This is a genomic window from Nonomuraea sp. B1E8, from assembly GCF_039871515.1.
GTDB lineage: Bacteria > Actinomycetota > Actinomycetes > Streptosporangiales > Streptosporangiaceae > Nonomuraea.
The window spans coordinates 127,436-143,094 of record NZ_JBDPLS010000018.1 but is presented as its reverse complement, the minus strand read 5'-3'; the positions used below and the strand labels follow the sequence as shown (position 1 = coordinate 143,094).

At 72.3% G+C, this 15,659-nt stretch carries 16 protein-coding genes; 14 read left to right on the top strand and 2 right to left on the bottom strand.

What is annotated here, in order from left to right:
* The first annotated feature begins 41 nt into the window (after positions 1-41).
* The 4 genes from ABGA98_RS40505 to ABGA98_RS40490 are packed head-to-tail and all read left to right on the top strand — an operon-like array spanning position 42 to position 3,033.
* Complete coding sequence (locus tag ABGA98_RS40505; RefSeq protein WP_347623779.1) at positions 42-608, top strand: hypothetical protein; 567 nt, start codon at positions 42-44, stop codon at positions 606-608.
* 29 nt (positions 609-637) lie between these two features.
* The gene (gene cseB, locus ABGA98_RS40500; RefSeq protein ID WP_347623778.1) at positions 638-1,336 is read left to right on the top strand and encodes a two-component system response regulator CseB; all 699 of its coding nucleotides are present in this window, start codon (positions 638-640) and stop codon (positions 1,334-1,336) included.
* On the top strand, positions 1,333-2,595 hold the full coding sequence (locus ABGA98_RS40495; RefSeq protein WP_347623777.1) for a HAMP domain-containing sensor histidine kinase: 1,263 nt from the start codon (positions 1,333-1,335) through the stop codon (positions 2,593-2,595). Before cseB ends, ABGA98_RS40495 begins: the two co-directional genes overlap by 4 nt.
* A 15-nt stretch (positions 2,596-2,610) precedes the next feature.
* Complete coding sequence (locus ABGA98_RS40490; RefSeq protein ID WP_347623776.1) at positions 2,611-3,033, top strand: DUF4440 domain-containing protein; 423 nt, start codon at positions 2,611-2,613, stop codon at positions 3,031-3,033.
* Positions 3,034-3,164: 131 nt separating this feature from the next.
* Here the strand turns inward: ABGA98_RS40490 and ABGA98_RS40485 are convergent, their stop codons facing one another.
* Positions 3,165-4,703, bottom strand: coding sequence for an AMP-binding protein (locus ABGA98_RS40485; RefSeq protein ID WP_347623775.1), 1,539 nt, complete (start codon positions 4,701-4,703; stop codon positions 3,165-3,167).
* A gap of 161 nt (positions 4,704-4,864) precedes the next feature.
* On the opposite strand from ABGA98_RS40485, the gene ABGA98_RS40480 reads away from it, so the two are divergent.
* Positions 4,865-5,038: a hypothetical protein gene (locus ABGA98_RS40480; RefSeq protein WP_347623774.1), complete on the top strand. Its 174-nt coding sequence runs from the start codon at positions 4,865-4,867 to the stop codon at positions 5,036-5,038.
* 4 nt (positions 5,039-5,042) lie between these two features.
* Positions 5,043-6,068 carry an aminotransferase class V-fold PLP-dependent enzyme gene (locus tag ABGA98_RS40475; RefSeq protein WP_347623773.1) on the top strand — a complete coding sequence of 342 codons (1,026 nt, stop codon included), beginning with the start codon at positions 5,043-5,045 and terminating at the stop codon, positions 6,066-6,068.
* Between the two features lie 19 nt (positions 6,069-6,087).
* Here the strand turns inward: ABGA98_RS40475 and ABGA98_RS40470 are convergent, their stop codons facing one another.
* Entirely contained in the window at positions 6,088-6,372 is a 285-nt protein-coding gene (locus ABGA98_RS40470; RefSeq protein ID WP_347623772.1) for a hypothetical protein, read from the bottom strand.
* A 389-nt stretch (positions 6,373-6,761) separates the two neighbouring features.
* On the opposite strand from ABGA98_RS40470, the gene ABGA98_RS40465 reads away from it, so the two are divergent.
* From ABGA98_RS40465 to ABGA98_RS40430, 8 genes are all read left to right on the top strand, one after another.
* Positions 6,762-7,751, top strand: a complete 990-nt coding sequence (locus ABGA98_RS40465) for a LacI family DNA-binding transcriptional regulator (RefSeq protein ID WP_347623771.1) — start codon at positions 6,762-6,764, stop codon at positions 7,749-7,751.
* 171 nt (positions 7,752-7,922) lie between these two features.
* Complete coding sequence (locus ABGA98_RS40460; protein ID WP_347623770.1) at positions 7,923-9,143, top strand: CaiB/BaiF CoA-transferase family protein; 1,221 nt, start codon at positions 7,923-7,925, stop codon at positions 9,141-9,143.
* A gap of 74 nt (positions 9,144-9,217) precedes the next feature.
* Complete coding sequence (locus tag ABGA98_RS40455; protein ID WP_347623769.1) at positions 9,218-10,087, top strand: hydroxymethylglutaryl-CoA lyase; 870 nt, start codon at positions 9,218-9,220, stop codon at positions 10,085-10,087.
* A 266-nt stretch (positions 10,088-10,353) separates the two neighbouring features.
* Positions 10,354-11,703, top strand: coding sequence for a sugar ABC transporter substrate-binding protein (locus tag ABGA98_RS40450; protein WP_347623768.1), 1,350 nt, complete (start codon positions 10,354-10,356; stop codon positions 11,701-11,703).
* Between the two features lie 73 nt (positions 11,704-11,776).
* Positions 11,777-12,688, top strand: a complete 912-nt coding sequence (locus ABGA98_RS40445) for a sugar ABC transporter permease (protein WP_347623767.1) — start codon at positions 11,777-11,779, stop codon at positions 12,686-12,688.
* Positions 12,678-13,475 (top strand): carbohydrate ABC transporter permease, encoded by a 798-nt coding sequence (locus ABGA98_RS40440; protein WP_347623766.1) that lies wholly within the window; start codon positions 12,678-12,680, stop codon positions 13,473-13,475. The genes ABGA98_RS40445 and ABGA98_RS40440 overlap by 11 nt, the downstream gene beginning before the upstream one ends.
* Positions 13,476-13,488: 13 nt before the next feature.
* Complete coding sequence (locus ABGA98_RS40435; RefSeq protein ID WP_347623765.1) at positions 13,489-14,568, top strand: glycoside hydrolase family 172 protein; 1,080 nt, start codon at positions 13,489-13,491, stop codon at positions 14,566-14,568.
* Positions 14,569-14,639: 71 nt separating this feature from the next.
* On the top strand, positions 14,640-15,641 hold the full coding sequence (locus tag ABGA98_RS40430; protein ID WP_347623764.1) for a LacI family DNA-binding transcriptional regulator: 1,002 nt from the start codon (positions 14,640-14,642) through the stop codon (positions 15,639-15,641).
* Positions 15,642-15,659: the final 18 nt, after the last annotated feature.

The following is a 15,659-nucleotide window of genomic DNA, read 5'->3' as shown; positions in this document are numbered from 1 at the left end:
CATAGGTCTTGTAACAATGCGCGGCAGGTATTATCTGCGGCATGTCGCTGAGAAAACCGTCCGCCGTCGCGGGAGCCGTGCTGTGCGCTCTCGCCCTGGCCGGGTGCGGGATCGATCCGCGGGTGCGGGTGGAGGGGCAGGCCAGCCATGACCGGGCCTCGCCCGCGCCGGCGCAGACGGCTGCCGGCGCGCCGTCCGACCTCGACGGCCTGCAGGTGCTGCGGGACGATCCGCGGCTGGGCACCCAGAGCACGTCCGCGATCAGGCGGTGCGAGCACGGCAAGTTCCCCGTCTACTCCGAGGAGATCTCCCTGTCCGGCGACTGGGGGCGCGTCCGCCTGGTGGCCGTCACCGTCTACACCTGCCCGGGCCGGAGTTGCGGATATGAGGGCACCCGTGGCACCTATGTCTACCGTCTCGCCGGAGATCAGCCGGGTGAGCGCGTCTACGCCCACGAGGGCGCGGGCAGCCGCGTCGAGGTCCGCGACGCGGCCCTGGTCCTGGTCCGGCCGGAATACCGGCCGGGCGACGCCGCCTCCTGCCCGACCGCGACGCGGACGACGCCGCTGCGCTGGAGCGGCCGCACGCTCGTCCTCGACGGCGCGTGAGACGACCCGAGAGGTTGAACAGGGATTCCATGGACGCCACCGAGACCCCGCACGTGTTGTTCGTCGAGGACGACGAGGTGATCAGGGAGGTGACCCAGCTGACCCTCGAACGCGACGGCCTGACGGTCACGACCGCCGCCGACGGGATGTCCGGCCTGGAGTCCTTCCGCGCCCGCACCCCCGACGTGGTGCTGCTGGACGTGATGCTGCCGGGCATGAACGGAGTGAGCCTGTGCCGGCGCATCCGCGAGGAGAGCCTCGTCCCGGTGATCATGCTGTCGGCCCGGGACGACGCCGTCGACGTGGTCGTCGGGCTGGAGGCGGGCGCCGACGACTACGTGACCAAGCCCTTCGACGGCTCGGTCCTGCTGGCCCGCATCCGCGCGGTGCTGCGCCGCAGCGCTCAGGGCGGCGCTCCGGCCGGGCGGCGCGCCCGCCCGCTGCGCTTCGGCGATGTGGAGATCGACGTCGACGGCATGCGGGTGCTGCGCGGCGGCAGGCCGGTGGCGCTCACCCCGACCGAGATGCGACTGCTGCTGCGCTTCGCCGAGTCGCCCGGCACGGTGCTCAGCAGGGACGTGCTGCTGGAAAGCGTCTGGGACTACGCCTACGGCGGCGACTCCCGGCTGGCCGACATCCACGTGCAGCGGCTGCGCAACAAGATCGGCGGCGAGCGCATCGAGACGGTGCGCGGCTTCGGCTACAAGCTGCGCGCGGAGGGCGAGTGAGGCTGTGGAGGGCGACGGGGCCGCGGCGGATGAGCCTGCGCTGGAAGATCAGTGCCACGGTCGCCGCGGTCAGCGTCGTCGTGGCGGTGGCGCTGAGCCTCATCGTCCATCTCGCCTACGCCCGCAAGCAGGCCGACGACGCCCACCGCCTGCAGGCCGAACGCATCCAGCTGCTGCTGCGCGAATATCACCGCGGCAGCCAGCCGGCCTTCGGCAGCCGGCTGGACGACCCGGCCGTGCCGGCGGACCTGCGCGCGGCGGCGCGGGACGGGAACGTCGCCACCGCGCTGCGCCAGACCTCCGAGGGCACCTTCATCTGGGCGGCGGCCGGCACCGGCGACCACGTGCTGTCGTTGCGCTCCGACTACCGGCACAGCCTCGATGACCTGGCCGCGCTCGACCGGGTCCTGCTGCTGGGCTCGGCCGCGGTCGTCGCCGGCGGCACCCTGGCCGGGATCGCCATCGGCGCGCGCCTGTCGGACCGGCTGCGCCGGGCGGCGACCGCCGCCCGCCACGTCAGCGCCGGCGACCCCACCGTCCGGGTGGGTGCGGCGATCGGCGGCCGCTCCCACGACGAGGCCACCGAGCTCGCCCACGCCGTCGACGCGATGGCCGGCGCCCTGCGGGCCCGCCTCGAAGCCGAACGCCGGGTCACCGCCGACATCGCCCACGAGCTGCGCACCCCGCTCACCGGCCTCACCACCGCCGCCGAGCTCCTGCCGCCCGGCAGGATGACCGACATCGTGCGGGAGCGCACCCAGGCCCTGCGCGCCCTCGTCGAGGACGTGCTGGAGGTGGCCCGGCTGGACACCGCCACGGAACGCCCCGCCCTGTCCGACGTCGCTCTCGGGGAGTTCACCACGCACCGCGCGGCGGCGCTCGCCCCGGACGCGCAGGTCGTGGTCCGCGCCGGCGCCGTCGTGGCCACCGACCCGCGCCGCCTGGAGCGCATCCTGGCCAACCTGCTCACCAACGCCACCCGGCACGGCCGGCCACCGATCACCGTGGTGGTCGACGGAGCTCGCGTCACCGTCCACGACCGCGGCCCCGGATTCCCCGGCCATCTGCTGCGCGACGGGCCGGCGCGTTTCCGCAAGAGCGGCGACCAGACGGCCGCAGGTCACGGCCTGGGCCTGACCATCGCCGCCGGTCAGGCCGGCGTGCTGGGCGCCCGGCTCACCTTCGCCAACCCGCCGGAAGGCGGCGCGCTGGCCACGCTCGACCTCGCCCCCGCAGGCGCCGGCGACCCCCGTCCGTGATATGATCATGTTGTCATGAACATTCATGACACTTCCCGGCCTCACGTGGTGCTCGCAGGCGACCCCGGCAGCGCCGCCGCCCGTTTCGTGGCGGCCATGAACGCCCGTGACATTCAAGCCTTCGACCACGTCTACGAAGACGGCGCCGTCCTCGTGCCGGTCCCCGGCCATCCCGTCACCGGCGCCGGCCGCCTGGCCGCCAACCAGCACCTGCAGAGTTTCGGCCTACCGATCGAGGCGCGCCCCCGGCACGTGTACGTCGCCGGCGACATCGCCCTGCTCATCGTCGACTGGTCGATGCGGGGCACCGCCAGCGACGGCAGCCGGATCGACATGTCCGGCACCGCCACCGACGTCGTCCGGCGGGGCACCGACGGCCAGTGGCGCTACGTCATCGACAACCCGCATGGGACGGCCTCGCTCCCCGAGAGCACCTGACCCCGCCATGCGGCAGGCGCGGGGGCCGGGGGAGCCCGGCGGGGCTCCCCCAGGGCGATGACCCCTGCCGCGCACCCGGCGGCTGGTGACCCCTGCCACGCGCCCGGCGGCCGGTGAGACCTGCGGCGGGCTCAGCGGCCGGTGAGCTGGGAGCGATCGACCTTGCCGGTCGGGTTGCGCGGGACCGACGGCACGAACACGACGTCGCGGGGCACCTTGAACCCCGCCAGTTCCGCCTTCACCGCGCTCTTGAGCTCATCGGCCGACAGCGTCACGCCCTCCTCGGCGACCACGTACGCCGCCAGGCGCCGGCCGTACTCCTCGTCGGGCACGCCCAGCACGGCCACGTCGGCGACGCCCGGCAGGCGGGCCAGGAGGTTCTCGACCTCCTGCGGGAAGACGTTCTCCCCGCCGGAGACGATCATGTCGTCGTCGCGGCCGTCGACGAACAGCAGCCCCCGCCCGTCCCGGTGGCCCAGGTCGCCGGTGCTCATCAGCTCGCCCGCCCGCGCGCCGAACGCCAGCCCGCCGCCGACCAGAACCCGCCCCGTCTCGCCTGCCGGCAGCTCCTCCCCGTCCGGTCCCGCGATCCGCACGGTGGCGCCGCGCGGCGGGCGGCCGATCGTGTCAGGGGCCTCCCGCAGGTCCTCGGGCGTGGCGAGGGCGGCCCAGCCGGCCTCGGTGGAGCCGTACAGGTTGTAGAGCACGTCGCCGTAGGCGTCCATGAACGCGGTGGCCAGGTCGGGCCGCAGCGCGGCGCCGCCGGAGACCACCACCCGCAGGCCGGGCAGGTCGCGGGGCTCGCGGGCCAGCAGCCGGGACAACATGGCGGGCACGGCCACCAGCGCGCCGGCCCGGTGCCGCTCCAGGGCGTCGAGCACGGCGTCGGGGTCGAATCGGCGCATCAGGACGACGGGGCATCCGAGCACGAGCGCGGCCGCGTACCAGAGGATGCCGAGCCCGTGGAACAGCGGCGGCGCGATGAGCATCGGCTCGCCGCCGCGCACCGGCACGGTGGCCAGCATCGAGACGAACGGCTCGGCCAGCTCCGCCACCGACAGCCGCCGGGGCGCGCCCTTGGGCAGGCCGGTCGTGCCGGAGGTGAGCAGCACCAGCCGTCCCGGCCGCCGCGGCACCGGAGCGGGCGGGACGCCGGAGCGCATGAGCTCGTCCAGGTCGCCGACGCGCCGCCCGGCGAAGTCCACGGGCGGCAGGCCGGGCGCGGCGACGAGCACGTCGGCCTGTTCGCGGCGCAGCACGTCGCGCAGGGCCGGCCCGGCCAGCCCGGTGTTGAGCAGCAGCAGGTCCGCGCCCAGCCGGGACACGGCCGCGACCGCCTCCGCGAACCCGCGGTGGTTGGGCCACATGACCGCCACCGTCGTACCCGGCTGCACGCCGAGCCGGTGGTGCAGGCCGGCGGCCAGCGCGGCGGCGCGCCCGTCCAACGCGGCGAACGTGAGCGCGCCGTCCTCGTCCACCACGGCCTGCCGGTCCGGCCAGCGCGCCGCCGCCATCGCCAGCCCGGCGGCCGGGGTCACGTGGAAATGCCGGTACGCCTCCACCACGCGGGCGAGCGCGGCCGGATGGGTCGGTCGCAGCAACCCGTTGCGGGTGAGGGCGACGGCGGCCCGCGCGCCGAATTCGCCCAGCTCGGCCAGTTTCTCGATCATCGCCGTACCCCAGGCCTTTCTCACGGGAGGAGGTACGCGTACCCGCCCAGCCCGGCCGGGAACCCGCGGCGCCGCGATCAGCCGCCGCCCCGCGGCATCCACGCCACCGCCACGCCGTGCTCACCCGTGCTCGTCCACACCTTGATCGAAGGGATCCCTTCGTGCAGCTCGCACACGTCTCCATCACGCCCGAAGCCAGGGCCGCCGTACGCTCCCAGCTCGGCACGTTGTTCACCGACCCGCCCACGCTCGACGGCGGCGGCTGGCGGACTGGACGGCCCGGCTCCCGGTCACGTGACCAGTCGGCGCTGGGCGGATCGGGCGGCCTACGCTGAACTCATGGACGCTGATCTCATCTCCACGGCCGGCGAGCTCTGGGACGCCGATCCGGGCTGGCTCAACACCGCCTCCTACGGCCTGCCGCCGCGGCGCGCCGCCGACGAGCTCCAGGCCGTGCTGACCGACTGGCGGCACGGGAGCAGCGACTGGACGCCCTGGGACGCCTCCGTCGCCCGTTCGCGCGCCGCGTTCGCCCGCCTCGTCGGCGCCCCCGTCGCCGACGTGTCGATCAGCTCCACCGTCTCCCAGATCATGTCCACGGTCGCCACGGCGCTGCCGCCGGGCGCGCGCGTGGTCGTGCCCGAGATCGAGTTCACCAGCAACCTGTTCCCCTGGGCGGTGGCCGCCCGGGTGGAGACCGTCCCCGCCGACCGGCTGGCCGACGCGATCGACGGCTCCACCAGCGCCGTCGCCTTCAGCCTCGTCCAGTCCGCCACCGGCCAGGTCGCGCCGCTCGCCGACATCGTGGCCGCCGCCAGGGCCTGCGACGCGCTCGTCATCGCCGACGCGTCGCAGGCCTGCGGCTGGCTGCCGGTGGACGTCGCCGGCATCGACGCGCTGGCCTGCGCCGCGTACAAGTGGCTGATGGCGCCGCGCGGCGCCGCCTTCGGCTACCTGTCGCCCCGCCTGCGCGAGCGCATGCGCCCCCTGGCCGCCGGCTGGTACGCGGGCGCCGGCGAGAGCGGCTCCTACTACGGCCCGCCGCTGCGCCTGGCCCCCGACGCCCGCGCGTTCGACCTGTCACCCGCCTGGTTCTCGTACGTCGGCGCCGCCCCCGCCATCGAGCTGCTGAACGAGCTCGGCGTCCAGCGTGTCCACGACCACGACGTGGCGCTCGCCAACCGCTTCAGGGCCGGGCTGGGCCTGGAGCCCTCCGACACGGCCATCGTCTCCGTGGACGCCCCGGGCGAGCGGCTGGAGGCGGCCGGCATCCGCGCGGCCGTACGGGCCGGGAAGGTACGCGCCAGCTTCCACGTCTACACCACCGCCGACGACGTCGATCGCGCCCTCGACGCGCTGGCCTGATCCGAGCGGGCGGCCGCGTTCACGTGCCGCCTGTGTGGTAGACCTCCAGCTCGGCGATCGAGGTGAACGTCCGGGTGCCGCCAGGGGCGCCGATGATCCGCACCCCGTCACCGCCGGTCGCGTCGAAAGCCAGCTCGTACGCGCGGAAGGGCCCCGCCGTGTCGTCGTACGGATATCCGGGGGTGATCCGCAGCCCGCTCACGTCCGTCCACTCGTGGTCCTTGCGCACCTGCACCCTGAGATCGGCGCCGAACCAGCCGCCGTCACCGAACATCTTCCCGCTGGTGAAGACGACCTTGTCCATCGTGTAGGCGCGCGGCCAGGTGTATCCCCACCAGCTGGCGCCCTTGCGCTCGTCGTTCCAGTCGTCCTCGCTGCGGGATCTGTCGCCGTCGTTGTAGTACGCGGTGTTGCCGAAGTGCGCGACCCTTTCGACGGCCGCGGTGCCCGGTGGGCCGATGACGGTGGGAGGTGTCGGAGAACAGCTGTGAGCAATCGATTTCTGGCCGAACGTACAAGCGTGGCGTGACAGGCGTCAAGCCCTCGCGTGCCAGAGACCGGGCGGGAGCCCGCCCCGCGGGGCCGGCATATTTCGAGAAAGTTTGAAGTGTGACAGGATGATCTTGGAGTTTTCCCTGCTGGACGCCGAAGGCCCGGGAGCGCCGAGCCCGGCGATGGTAGAAACTTGGTGCGATGCCCACTATCTACGATGTCGCCCGTGAGGCCGGCGTGTCCGCCGCCACCGTCTCGCGCGTGCTCAACGGCGCGAGGACGGTCGATCCCGCCATGGTCGCGCGGGTGCTCACCGCGGTCCGCGAGCTCGGCTACCGCCCCAACGCGGTGGCCCGCAACCTGCGGCGCAGCCGCACCACGCTCTGGGCCGTGATCATCTCCGACATCGGCAACCCGTTCTTCACCGCCACCGTGCGCGGCGTCGAGGACGTCGCCCAGCAGGCGGGCTACTCGGTCGTGCTGTGCAACAGCGACGAAGACCCGGCCAAGGAGGAGACGTACGTCGCGGCGGCGCTGAGCGAGCAGATGGCCGGGGTGATCATCGCGTCGTCGGGCAGCGCCAAGGCGGCGAAGAGCCTGCTCGACTCCCCCATCCCGGTCGTCGCCATCGACCGCCAGTTGCCGCGCGGCGAGGTCGACACCGTGGTGGTCGACAACGAGGCGGGCGCGCGCACGGCCACCCGGCACCTGCTCGACGCCGGCTACCGGCGCATCGCCTGCATCACGGGGCCCGAAGGTGTGAGCACCGCCGACCTGCGCCTGCGCGGCTACACCACCGCCCTGTCCGCGCAGCAGCCGCCGGCGGAGCCGCTGGTCGCCAGGACCGACTTCCGCGAGCAGGGTGGCTACGACGCCATGGCGTCGCTGCTGTCCTCCGCCGAGCGCCCCGACGCGGTGTTCGTGGCCAACAACCTCATGACGGTGGGCGCGCTGCGCTGCCTGGCCGACCGCGAGGTGCGGGTGCCCGGGGAGATGGGCGTGGTCGGGTTCGACGAGATCCCGTGGGCCGACCTGGTCCGCCCGTCGCTCACCACGGTGGCCCAGCCGACGTACGAGCTCGGTCGCATGGCCGCCCGCCTGCTCGTCGACCGCATCGCCACCCCGGCGGGCCGGCCCGCCACGGTCGTCCTGCCCGCCGAGTTGCGCCCCCGCCAGAGCAGCGCCCGCTGACCTGGCGCCCGGCCCGCATGTGCACCCCTAGGCCCACCTACGCGCCCTGCCATGGCGTCCTTATGGGGCGCGCTCCCCTTGTTTGTCCAAATATGGGCCTCTATCGTCACAAATAGGCTCTCATTCTCGTTAAATGAGCATCTTTACTCATTATTTGAGAAAGGCACTGTTGTGGACGAAGGAGACCAACCGCCGCTCGCCGGGATCCGGGTCCTCGAACTGGGCAGCTTCATCGCCGCGCCGTTCGCCACCCGGATCTTCGCGGACTTCGGCGCCGAGGTCGTGAAGATCGAGCGGCCCGGCACCGGGGACGAACTGCGCGGCTGGCGGCGCAGCAGGGGCCGGACGTCGATGATGTTCCGTACCATCGCCCGCAACAAACGTTCCGTCACCGTGGACCTGAGCACCGGCGAGGGCCGGGACATCGCGCTCGGCCTCGTGCGCCACTGCGACGTGGTCGTGGAGAACTTCCGCCCCGGCACGCTGGAACGTCTCAGGCTCGGCTCCGACGAGCTGACGGCCGTCAACGCCGACGTCGTGCTGGTCCGCATCTCCGGTTACGGGCAGACGGGGCCGTACCGGGACCGGGCGGGTTTCGGTGGTGTGGCCGAGGCGTTCGGCGGCCTGCGGCACGTCACCGGGCATCCCGACCGCGAGCCCGTCCGGCCCGCCGCACCGGTCGGCGACGCCCTGGCCGGCCTGTACGGCGCGATCGGCGCGCTGATGTTGTTGCTGGCCAAGGCGCGGGGGCGCCCGCACGAGGGGCCGCGGGTCGCGGACGTGGCGCTCTACGAGTCGGTGTTCATGGCCATGGAGTCGCTGGTCCCCGACTACGACGCGTACGACGTGATCCGCCGCCGCACCGCCGGCAACCTACCCGGCGTGGTGCCCAGCGGCATCTACCCCACCAGCGGCGGCGGATCCGTGATCATCGCGGGGAACTCCAGCGGCGTGTTCGGCCGGCTCATGACCGCGGTGGGCCGCCCCGACCTGGGCGCGGATCCCACGCTGGCCGACGGCTCCGCCCGCGACGCGCGCGAGCCCGAGCTCAACGGGGCCATCTCCGCGTGGACCGCCCGCCACACCGCCGCCGAGGCGGTCGACCTGCTCAGCCGGGCCGGCGTTCCCGCCGGGCCCATCTACGACGCCGCCGACATCGCCGCCGACGAGCACTACCGGGCTCGCGACATGCTCCGGCCGCTCAAGGTCACGGTCGACGGGGAGCCCGAGGAGATCCGCTTCCCCGGCGTGGTGCCGCGCGTGCCCGGCGCGCCCGGCGACGTGCGCTGGGCCGGCCCCGAGCTGGGCGCGCACACCGACCAGGTCCTGGGCGAGCTGCTCGGCTACTCGGCCGGCCGGCTCGGCGAGCTGCGCGCCAGGAAGGTGATCTGACATGCCCTGCCGGCGGCGCGAAGAAGGCGAACGGACCCGCCCGTCACCGGTGACGCCGGAAATGAGGGCCTGACATGCCCGTCGCCGCCGAAGTGACGGTCAACGACGTCGTGCTCAGGGACGGGCTGCAGGACGAGCCCGTCGTGGTCTCCGTGCCGGACCGCGTCGCCATCGCCGCCGCGCTGGCCGCCGCCGGGGTGCGCGCGATCGAGGCCGCCTCCTTCGTCAACCCGGCCAGGGTGCCGCAGATGGCGGGCGCGGAGGAGCTGTTCGCCGCGCTTCCCCGCGACGGCTCCGTACGCTACAGCGCGCTCGCGCTCAACGCCCGGGGCGTCGCCCGTGCGGTGGCGGCGGGAGCCGACGAGATCGTGCTCGTCGTGTCGGCCGGGCAGGGGCACAGCCTGGCCAACGCGGGACGCGGCGTCGAGGACGTGCTGGCCGGTTTCCGCGACGTGGTGGCCGGCCACCCGCGGGCCACCTTCACCGGCGGCGTCTCCACCGCGTTCACCTGCCCGTTCGACGGCGAGATCGCCCCGTCCAGATTGCTCGCGGTGGCCCGCGGCCTCGCCGGGATGGGCGTGGCCCGCATCGTCCTGGCCGACACGCTGGGCACCACCGAGCCTGAGCGGATCGCCCGTACGCTGGCCATGATCCGGTCCGCCCTGCCGGACGTGGAGTTCGGGCTGCACCTCCACGACGCCCGCGGCCAGGCGCTCGACACGGTCGACGCCGCGCTGGAGCTGGGCGTGACCCGCTTCGACGCCGCCGCCGGCGGCTACGGCGGTTGCCCGTTCGCGCCGGGAGCGCACGGCAACCTCGCGACCGAGCGCCTGGTGGCGCACCTGCACTCCCGCGGCGTCCGCACCGGCGTCGGCGAGGGCGCCCTCGCCGACGCGGTGGCCCTGGTCAGGGAGTGCCTGGCCCGGGGCACGCCGCCGGCGTGACACGCGGACCCCGGTCAGTGCGGGCCCCGCCTGCCCGGCCCTGCACCGACAATGGGCGCGCCCGGGAAACGGGCGGAAACGGCTCGGGGCCGGCGCGATGACGCGGGCAGCCGGCCGGACGGCGTCCGCGCAGGTCACGCGGAGATATCGATTCCTGGATCTGGCGAGCGGAGCCGTAGGGTCCTTGACGCTCGGCATGCCGACTTCTACATTCTCTGAGAAATCGATTGCTCGCCCCCGAGCACTCAACTCCAGGAGGATGCGATATGTCGGCCTTCGCGAGGGTGACCCGCCGATCGCTGCTGCGCGGCGGAGCCGTCATGTTAGGTTCGGCCGTGGCGGCGCCGCTGCTGTCGGCATGCGGGGGCGGTGACCAGGGCGGCAACCCGAAAGAGCTGACGTTCTGGAACTTCTACGGCCCCAATCCGCAGGCCGACGCCCAGAGCAAGTGGTTCACCGACCTCGTCGCGGAATGGAACGCCAACAACGACGTCAAGGTCAAGCTCCACTACCTGCCCGGGCCGGAATATCTGGCCGGCCGGGCGCTGCAGACCGCGTTCTCCGCCGGGCAGGGGCCGGACATCTTCCTGCTCAGCCCGGGTGACTTCCTGCGCTACCACAACGGCGGCGTGCTGACCGATCTCACGCCGTACCTCAAGACCGACCAGATCGCCGACTTCGCGGACGGCGCGCTCGACACCCGCAAGGTCGACGGGAAGATCTACGGCCTGCCGATGGAGCGCGAGCCGCTGGCCGTCTTCTACAGCGTCGACGCCTTCGAGCAGGCGAAGTTGTCGGAGGGCGACCTGCCGACGACCTGGGGCCAGCTGCTCGACGTGGCCGGCAAGCTGACCTCCAAGGACCGGTTCGGCCTGCTGTTCGAGACCATCCCCGGCTACTACCAGAACTTCACCTGGTATCCGTTCATGTGGATGGCGGGCGGCTCGGCGGTGCCGGAGAACGGCGGGCCCGGCTTCGACTCGCCCGCCGTGCACAAGGCGCTGAAGCTCTGGCAGGACAGCGTCACCGGCAAGATGTCCCCGCGCAAGCCGCAGGGCGACGGCGGCAACGACACCCCGGCCAACCTCGGCAGCGGGTTCGTCGCCATGCAGCAGACCGGCATCTGGGGGGTGTCGCAGCTGGCGCAGAACAAGAAGGACTTCGAGTACGGCGTCTTCCCGCTGCCCGTGCCGGAAGGCGGCACGTACACGACGTCGGTCGGCGGCTGGGCGTTCGTGGCCAACGCCAAGGGGGCCAACCCCGAGGCCGCGGCCAGGTTCATCGCCTGGGCCCTGGGCGGGAACGACGCCGAGGGCATCGAGCGGGGCCGCCGGTGGAACACGGTCGTCAAGACGAACCTGCCGGCCCGCACGTCCGTGCAGGAGGCCGCCAGGTCGGCCGGCGCCTTCGACGATCCCGCGCTGAAGGTCTTCCTGGAGAAGGTCGTCCCCGGTTCCAGGGGCGAGCCCCGTTACACCCCTGAGGTCTACAAGGCCGTGTCGGACGCCATCCAGGCCGCCCAGCTCGGCGGCGCGGATCCGGCCAAGGCGGCGGCCGACGCCGCGGCGAAGATCGGCACCTTCCTGAAGGGCTACAAGGGTGCGGCGATGTTGTGACCGGCGTGCCCCGTCCGCGGCGTGCGCGCCCCGGACGCCCGACCACCTGATCAGCGGAAAGAGGCGATAAGGCATGGCGACCGTTGCCGACCCCGGCACGGCGGTGCGGCGGCCGCCCGGCGCCGCGCCCCCGGTGTGGAACCGGCGCAGGCGCGAGGCACTCGCCGGGTACGCCTTCGTGGCGCCCGACCTGCTCGGCCTGATGATGTTCGTCGGGCTGCCCATGGCCCTTTCCCTCGGCGTCTCGCTGTTCAGCGCGGACGGCTTCGGCGGCTACACGTACGTCGGCCTGGACAACTTCCGGCAGATGGCCGAGGACACCCAGCTCTGGCAGAGCGTCAAGGTCACGCTGACGTACACGCTGGTGTTCGTGCCGATCGGTTTCGTGGTCAGCCTCGGCCTCGCGCTGCTGGTGCGCGACCACTTCCCCGGCGTCGGGCTGGTGCGGACGATGTTCTTCCTGCCGCACGTCATCAGCCTCGTCGTCGTCGGCATCGCCTGGCAGTTCCTGCTGGTCGACAAGCAGGGCGCGGTGCCCACGCTGCTGCGGCCCGTGGGGCTGGGCGACACGTCGTTCCTCGGCGATCCGTCGCTGGCGCTCGGGTCGCTGGTGGCGATCAGCATCTGGTTCCTGATGGGCTACAACATGCTGATCCTGCTCGGCGGGCTGAAGGACATCCCGAAGGAGTACGAGGAGGCGGCCGGCATCGACGGGGCCACCGCGTGGCAGAAGTTCCGCCACGTGATCTGGCCGCTGCTCCGGCCCACCAGCTTCTTCGTGCTGGTCAACTCGGTCGTCGGGTCGGTGACCGGGCTGCAGGCCTTCGACCTGGTCTATGTGCTGACCCAGGGCGGCCCCGCGGGCAGCACGTCGAGCGTGGTCTTCTACGCGTCGGCCCTGACCACGGTCGTCGTCGGGTTCCTCGTCGCGGCGACGGGGACGATGTTCGGGCTCACGAAGGGAGGCCGGTTCGATGCCGGTTAGGCTGCGCGCGATCGTCGGATACGTGCTGGCCATGGTCACCGTGGCCCCGGTGGTGTGGCTGCTGGTGGCGGTGCTGAGGCCGGCCGACGAGCTGTTCGACGTGACGCTGCCGAGCAGGCTGACCCTGGACAACCTGCTCTACGTGCTGACCGAGATGCCGATCGGCCGATACATGGTCAACAGCGCCATCGTCTCCGTGGCGGTGACGGTGATCGCGCTCGTGCTGCACTCGATGGCGGCGTACGCGCTGGCCCGGCTGCGGTTTCCCGGGCGGCAGGTGATCTTCTCGATGATCGTGTCCACGCTGCTGGTGTCGCTGCCGGTGATCCTCGTGCCGCTGTTCCTGGTGGCCAGGGAGCTGGGGCTGCTGGACACGTACGCGGGGCTCATCCTGCCGGCGATCTTCCACGCGTTCGGGATCTTCCTGCTCCGCCAGTACTACCTGACGATTCCGCGGGAGCTGGAAGAGGCCGCGGACCTCGACGGGTGCGGATATTTCCGGCGCTGGTGGCAGGTGGTGGTGCCGCTCAGCCGCCCGGTGCTCGCCTCGCTCGCCGTCCTGTTCTTCCTGGCCAACTGGAACGCGTTCCTCTGGCCGCTGACCGCCATCCAAGACCCGGAGCTGCGCGTGGTGCAGGTCGGGATCTCCACCCTCCAAGGCCAGTACGGCTCGGCCTGGAACTATGTCCTGGCCGCGACGGTGGTCGCGGCCGTGCCCACCTTGGTCGCTTTCGTGCTCGGCCAGCGCCGGCTCGTCGAGGCGATCAAGACCTCCGGACTGAAGTAAGGATCACATCAGCATGACCTATGGCGACTTCGGCAGCAGCCTGCGCGACCTGCCCCGGCTGCGGACGTCCAGGCGCAGGCGCGTCTCCAGCTACGACCGCACGGGCGGCAACGACGACCGGCTGAAGGTCGAGGCGGGCACCACCGTGACCCTGGCCGACATCGAGGGCCCCGGCTCGATCAACCACATCTGGTGCACCGTGGCGCTCCCCCAGCAGGACGTGCCCGACGCGGCGGACCTCGACTACCTGCGCCGCCTGGTGTTGAAGATCACCTGGGAGGACCAGGAGCACCCCAGCGTGCTGGTGCCGCTCGGCGACTTCTTCGGCATGGGCCACGCCAGGACGGCGAACTTCGTCTCGGCGCCGCTGCAGATGAGCCCGCAGAACGGCAAGGGCTTCAACTCGTGGTTCCACATGCCGTTCGCTAGCCGGGCGAAGGTGGAGCTGGTCAGCGAGCTGTCGTCCGAGCCGGTCTTCTTCTACTACTACATCGACTACGAGGTGTTCGACGCCGCCGCCGACGAGCTCGGCTACTTCCACGCCCAGTGGCGCTGTGAGCGGCCGACGGACGGGATCGAGCAGGGCGCGCAGAGCAACCGCGAGTTCCAGGTGGAGGGCGTCAACGACACCGGTGACGGCAACTACGTCCTCCTGGACGCCGAAGGGCGCGGCCACTACGTGGGCTGCGTGCTCAACATCCGCAACCTGCGCGAGACCAGCGACTGGAACTGGTATGGCGAGGGCGACGACATGATCTTCATCGACGGGGAGCCGTTCCCGCCGTCGTTGCACGGCACGGGCACCGAGGACTACTTCAACACCGCCTGGTGCCCCACGCAGACGTACCACGCGCCGTACCACGGCATCACCATGCCCGGCGGCGACAACTGGAGCGGCGAGATCTCGCTCTACCGCTTCCACGTCGAGGACCCGATCACGTTCACCGAGTCGATCAGGGTGACGATCGAGCACGGCCACGCCAACAAGCGCTCGGACGACTACTCGTCGGTCGCGTTCTGGTACCAGACGCTGCCGCACAAGCCGTTCGGGATCGCGCCCGTCGAGCAGCGGCTGCCGTTCCCGCCCCGGTAGTAATCGATTTCCAAGCGCCGCGATAGACTGCCGTAGCTCAGCTGCCGGGCCTGCCACGAGATGGGACGAGGTTGCTCAAAATCCAAGATGTCGCGCGACACGCCGGGGTCTCCGCCGCGACGGTCTCCCGCGTGCTCAACGGCCGTTCCACGGTCAACCCTGAGCTCGCGGCCCGCGTCCACGCGGCCGTCAGGGAGCTGGGCTACCGGCCCAACGGCGTCGCGCGCAACCTCAGGCGCCGGCAGACCACGCTGTGGGCGGTGCTCATCTCCGACGTCGGCAACCCGTTCTTCACCTCGCTGGTGCGCGGGGTGGAGGACGGCGGGCGGCAGTTCGGCTACTCGGTCGTGTTGTGCAACACCGACGAGAACCGCGCCAGGGAGGCCGAGTACATCGCGGTGGCGCTGGCCGACAACATGGCCGGCGTGATCATCTCCCCCGCCGACGACTCCACCGACATCAGCGCCCTGGTCGCCGCCGGCACCGCCGTGGTGACCATCGACCGCGAGCTGGCCGAGACCGAGGTCGACGCCGTGCTGGTGGACAACGAGAAGGGCGCGGAGATGGCCACGGCGCACCTGCTGGAGTCGGGCTACCGCCGCATCGCCTGCATCACCGGCCCGCGCCGGATGTCCACGGCGATGCGGCGGCTGCGCGGCCACCAGCGGGCGCTGCGGGCCTTCGGGCTGCCACAGGACCGTTCCCTGATCCGCCACGCCGACTTCCGCGAGGAGGGCGGCTACTCGGCCATGGCGGCGCTCCTGGACGAGGGGGTCGAGATCGACGCGGTGTTCGCGGCCAACAACCTGATGACCGTGGGGGCCGTGGAGTGCCTCACGGAGCGCGGCGTGACCATCCCCGGCCAGGTCGGGGTGATCGGCTTCGACGACATCCCCTGGGCGCGGCTGTTCCGCCCGGGGCTGAGCACGGTGCGGCAGCCGACGTACGAACTGGGGCGGGCGGCCGCGCAGCTGCTCGCCGACCGCATCGACAACCCGGCAAGGCCGGCCGCCCGCATGGTGCTGCAGACGGAGCTGCACCCCCGCGAGAGCTCCAGCCCTCGCGCCGGCTGACCCCTCCGTCACACCCGG

Excerpts from the sequence above, each read along its gene's own strand:
- ABGA98_RS40465 (WP_347623771.1), top strand. The coding sequence starts at position 6,762 with ATGCCCACTATCTACGATGTCGCCCGTGAGGCCGGCGTGTCCGCCGCC.
- ABGA98_RS40445 (WP_347623767.1), top strand. The coding sequence starts at position 11,777 with ATGGCGACCGTTGCCGACCCCGGCACGGCGGTGCGGCGGCCGCCCGGC.
- ABGA98_RS40440 (WP_347623766.1), top strand. The coding sequence starts at position 12,678 with ATGCCGGTTAGGCTGCGCGCGATCGTCGGATACGTGCTGGCCATGGTC.
- ABGA98_RS40475 (WP_347623773.1), top strand. The coding sequence starts at position 5,043 with ATGGACGCTGATCTCATCTCCACGGCCGGCGAGCTCTGGGACGCCGAT.
- ABGA98_RS40470 (WP_347623772.1), bottom strand. The coding sequence starts at position 6,372 with ATGGACAAGGTCGTCTTCACCAGCGGGAAGATGTTCGGTGACGGCGGC.
- ABGA98_RS40435 (WP_347623765.1), top strand. The coding sequence starts at position 13,489 with ATGACCTATGGCGACTTCGGCAGCAGCCTGCGCGACCTGCCCCGGCTG.
- ABGA98_RS40505 (WP_347623779.1), top strand. The coding sequence starts at position 42 with ATGTCGCTGAGAAAACCGTCCGCCGTCGCGGGAGCCGTGCTGTGCGCT.
- ABGA98_RS40450 (WP_347623768.1), top strand. The coding sequence starts at position 10,354 with ATGTCGGCCTTCGCGAGGGTGACCCGCCGATCGCTGCTGCGCGGCGGA.
- ABGA98_RS40490 (WP_347623776.1), top strand. The coding sequence starts at position 2,611 with ATGAACATTCATGACACTTCCCGGCCTCACGTGGTGCTCGCAGGCGAC.
- cseB (WP_347623778.1), top strand. The coding sequence starts at position 638 with ATGGACGCCACCGAGACCCCGCACGTGTTGTTCGTCGAGGACGACGAG.
- ABGA98_RS40455 (WP_347623769.1), top strand. The coding sequence starts at position 9,218 with ATGCCCGTCGCCGCCGAAGTGACGGTCAACGACGTCGTGCTCAGGGAC.
- ABGA98_RS40485 (WP_347623775.1), bottom strand. The coding sequence starts at position 4,703 with ATGATCGAGAAACTGGCCGAGCTGGGCGAATTCGGCGCGCGGGCCGCC.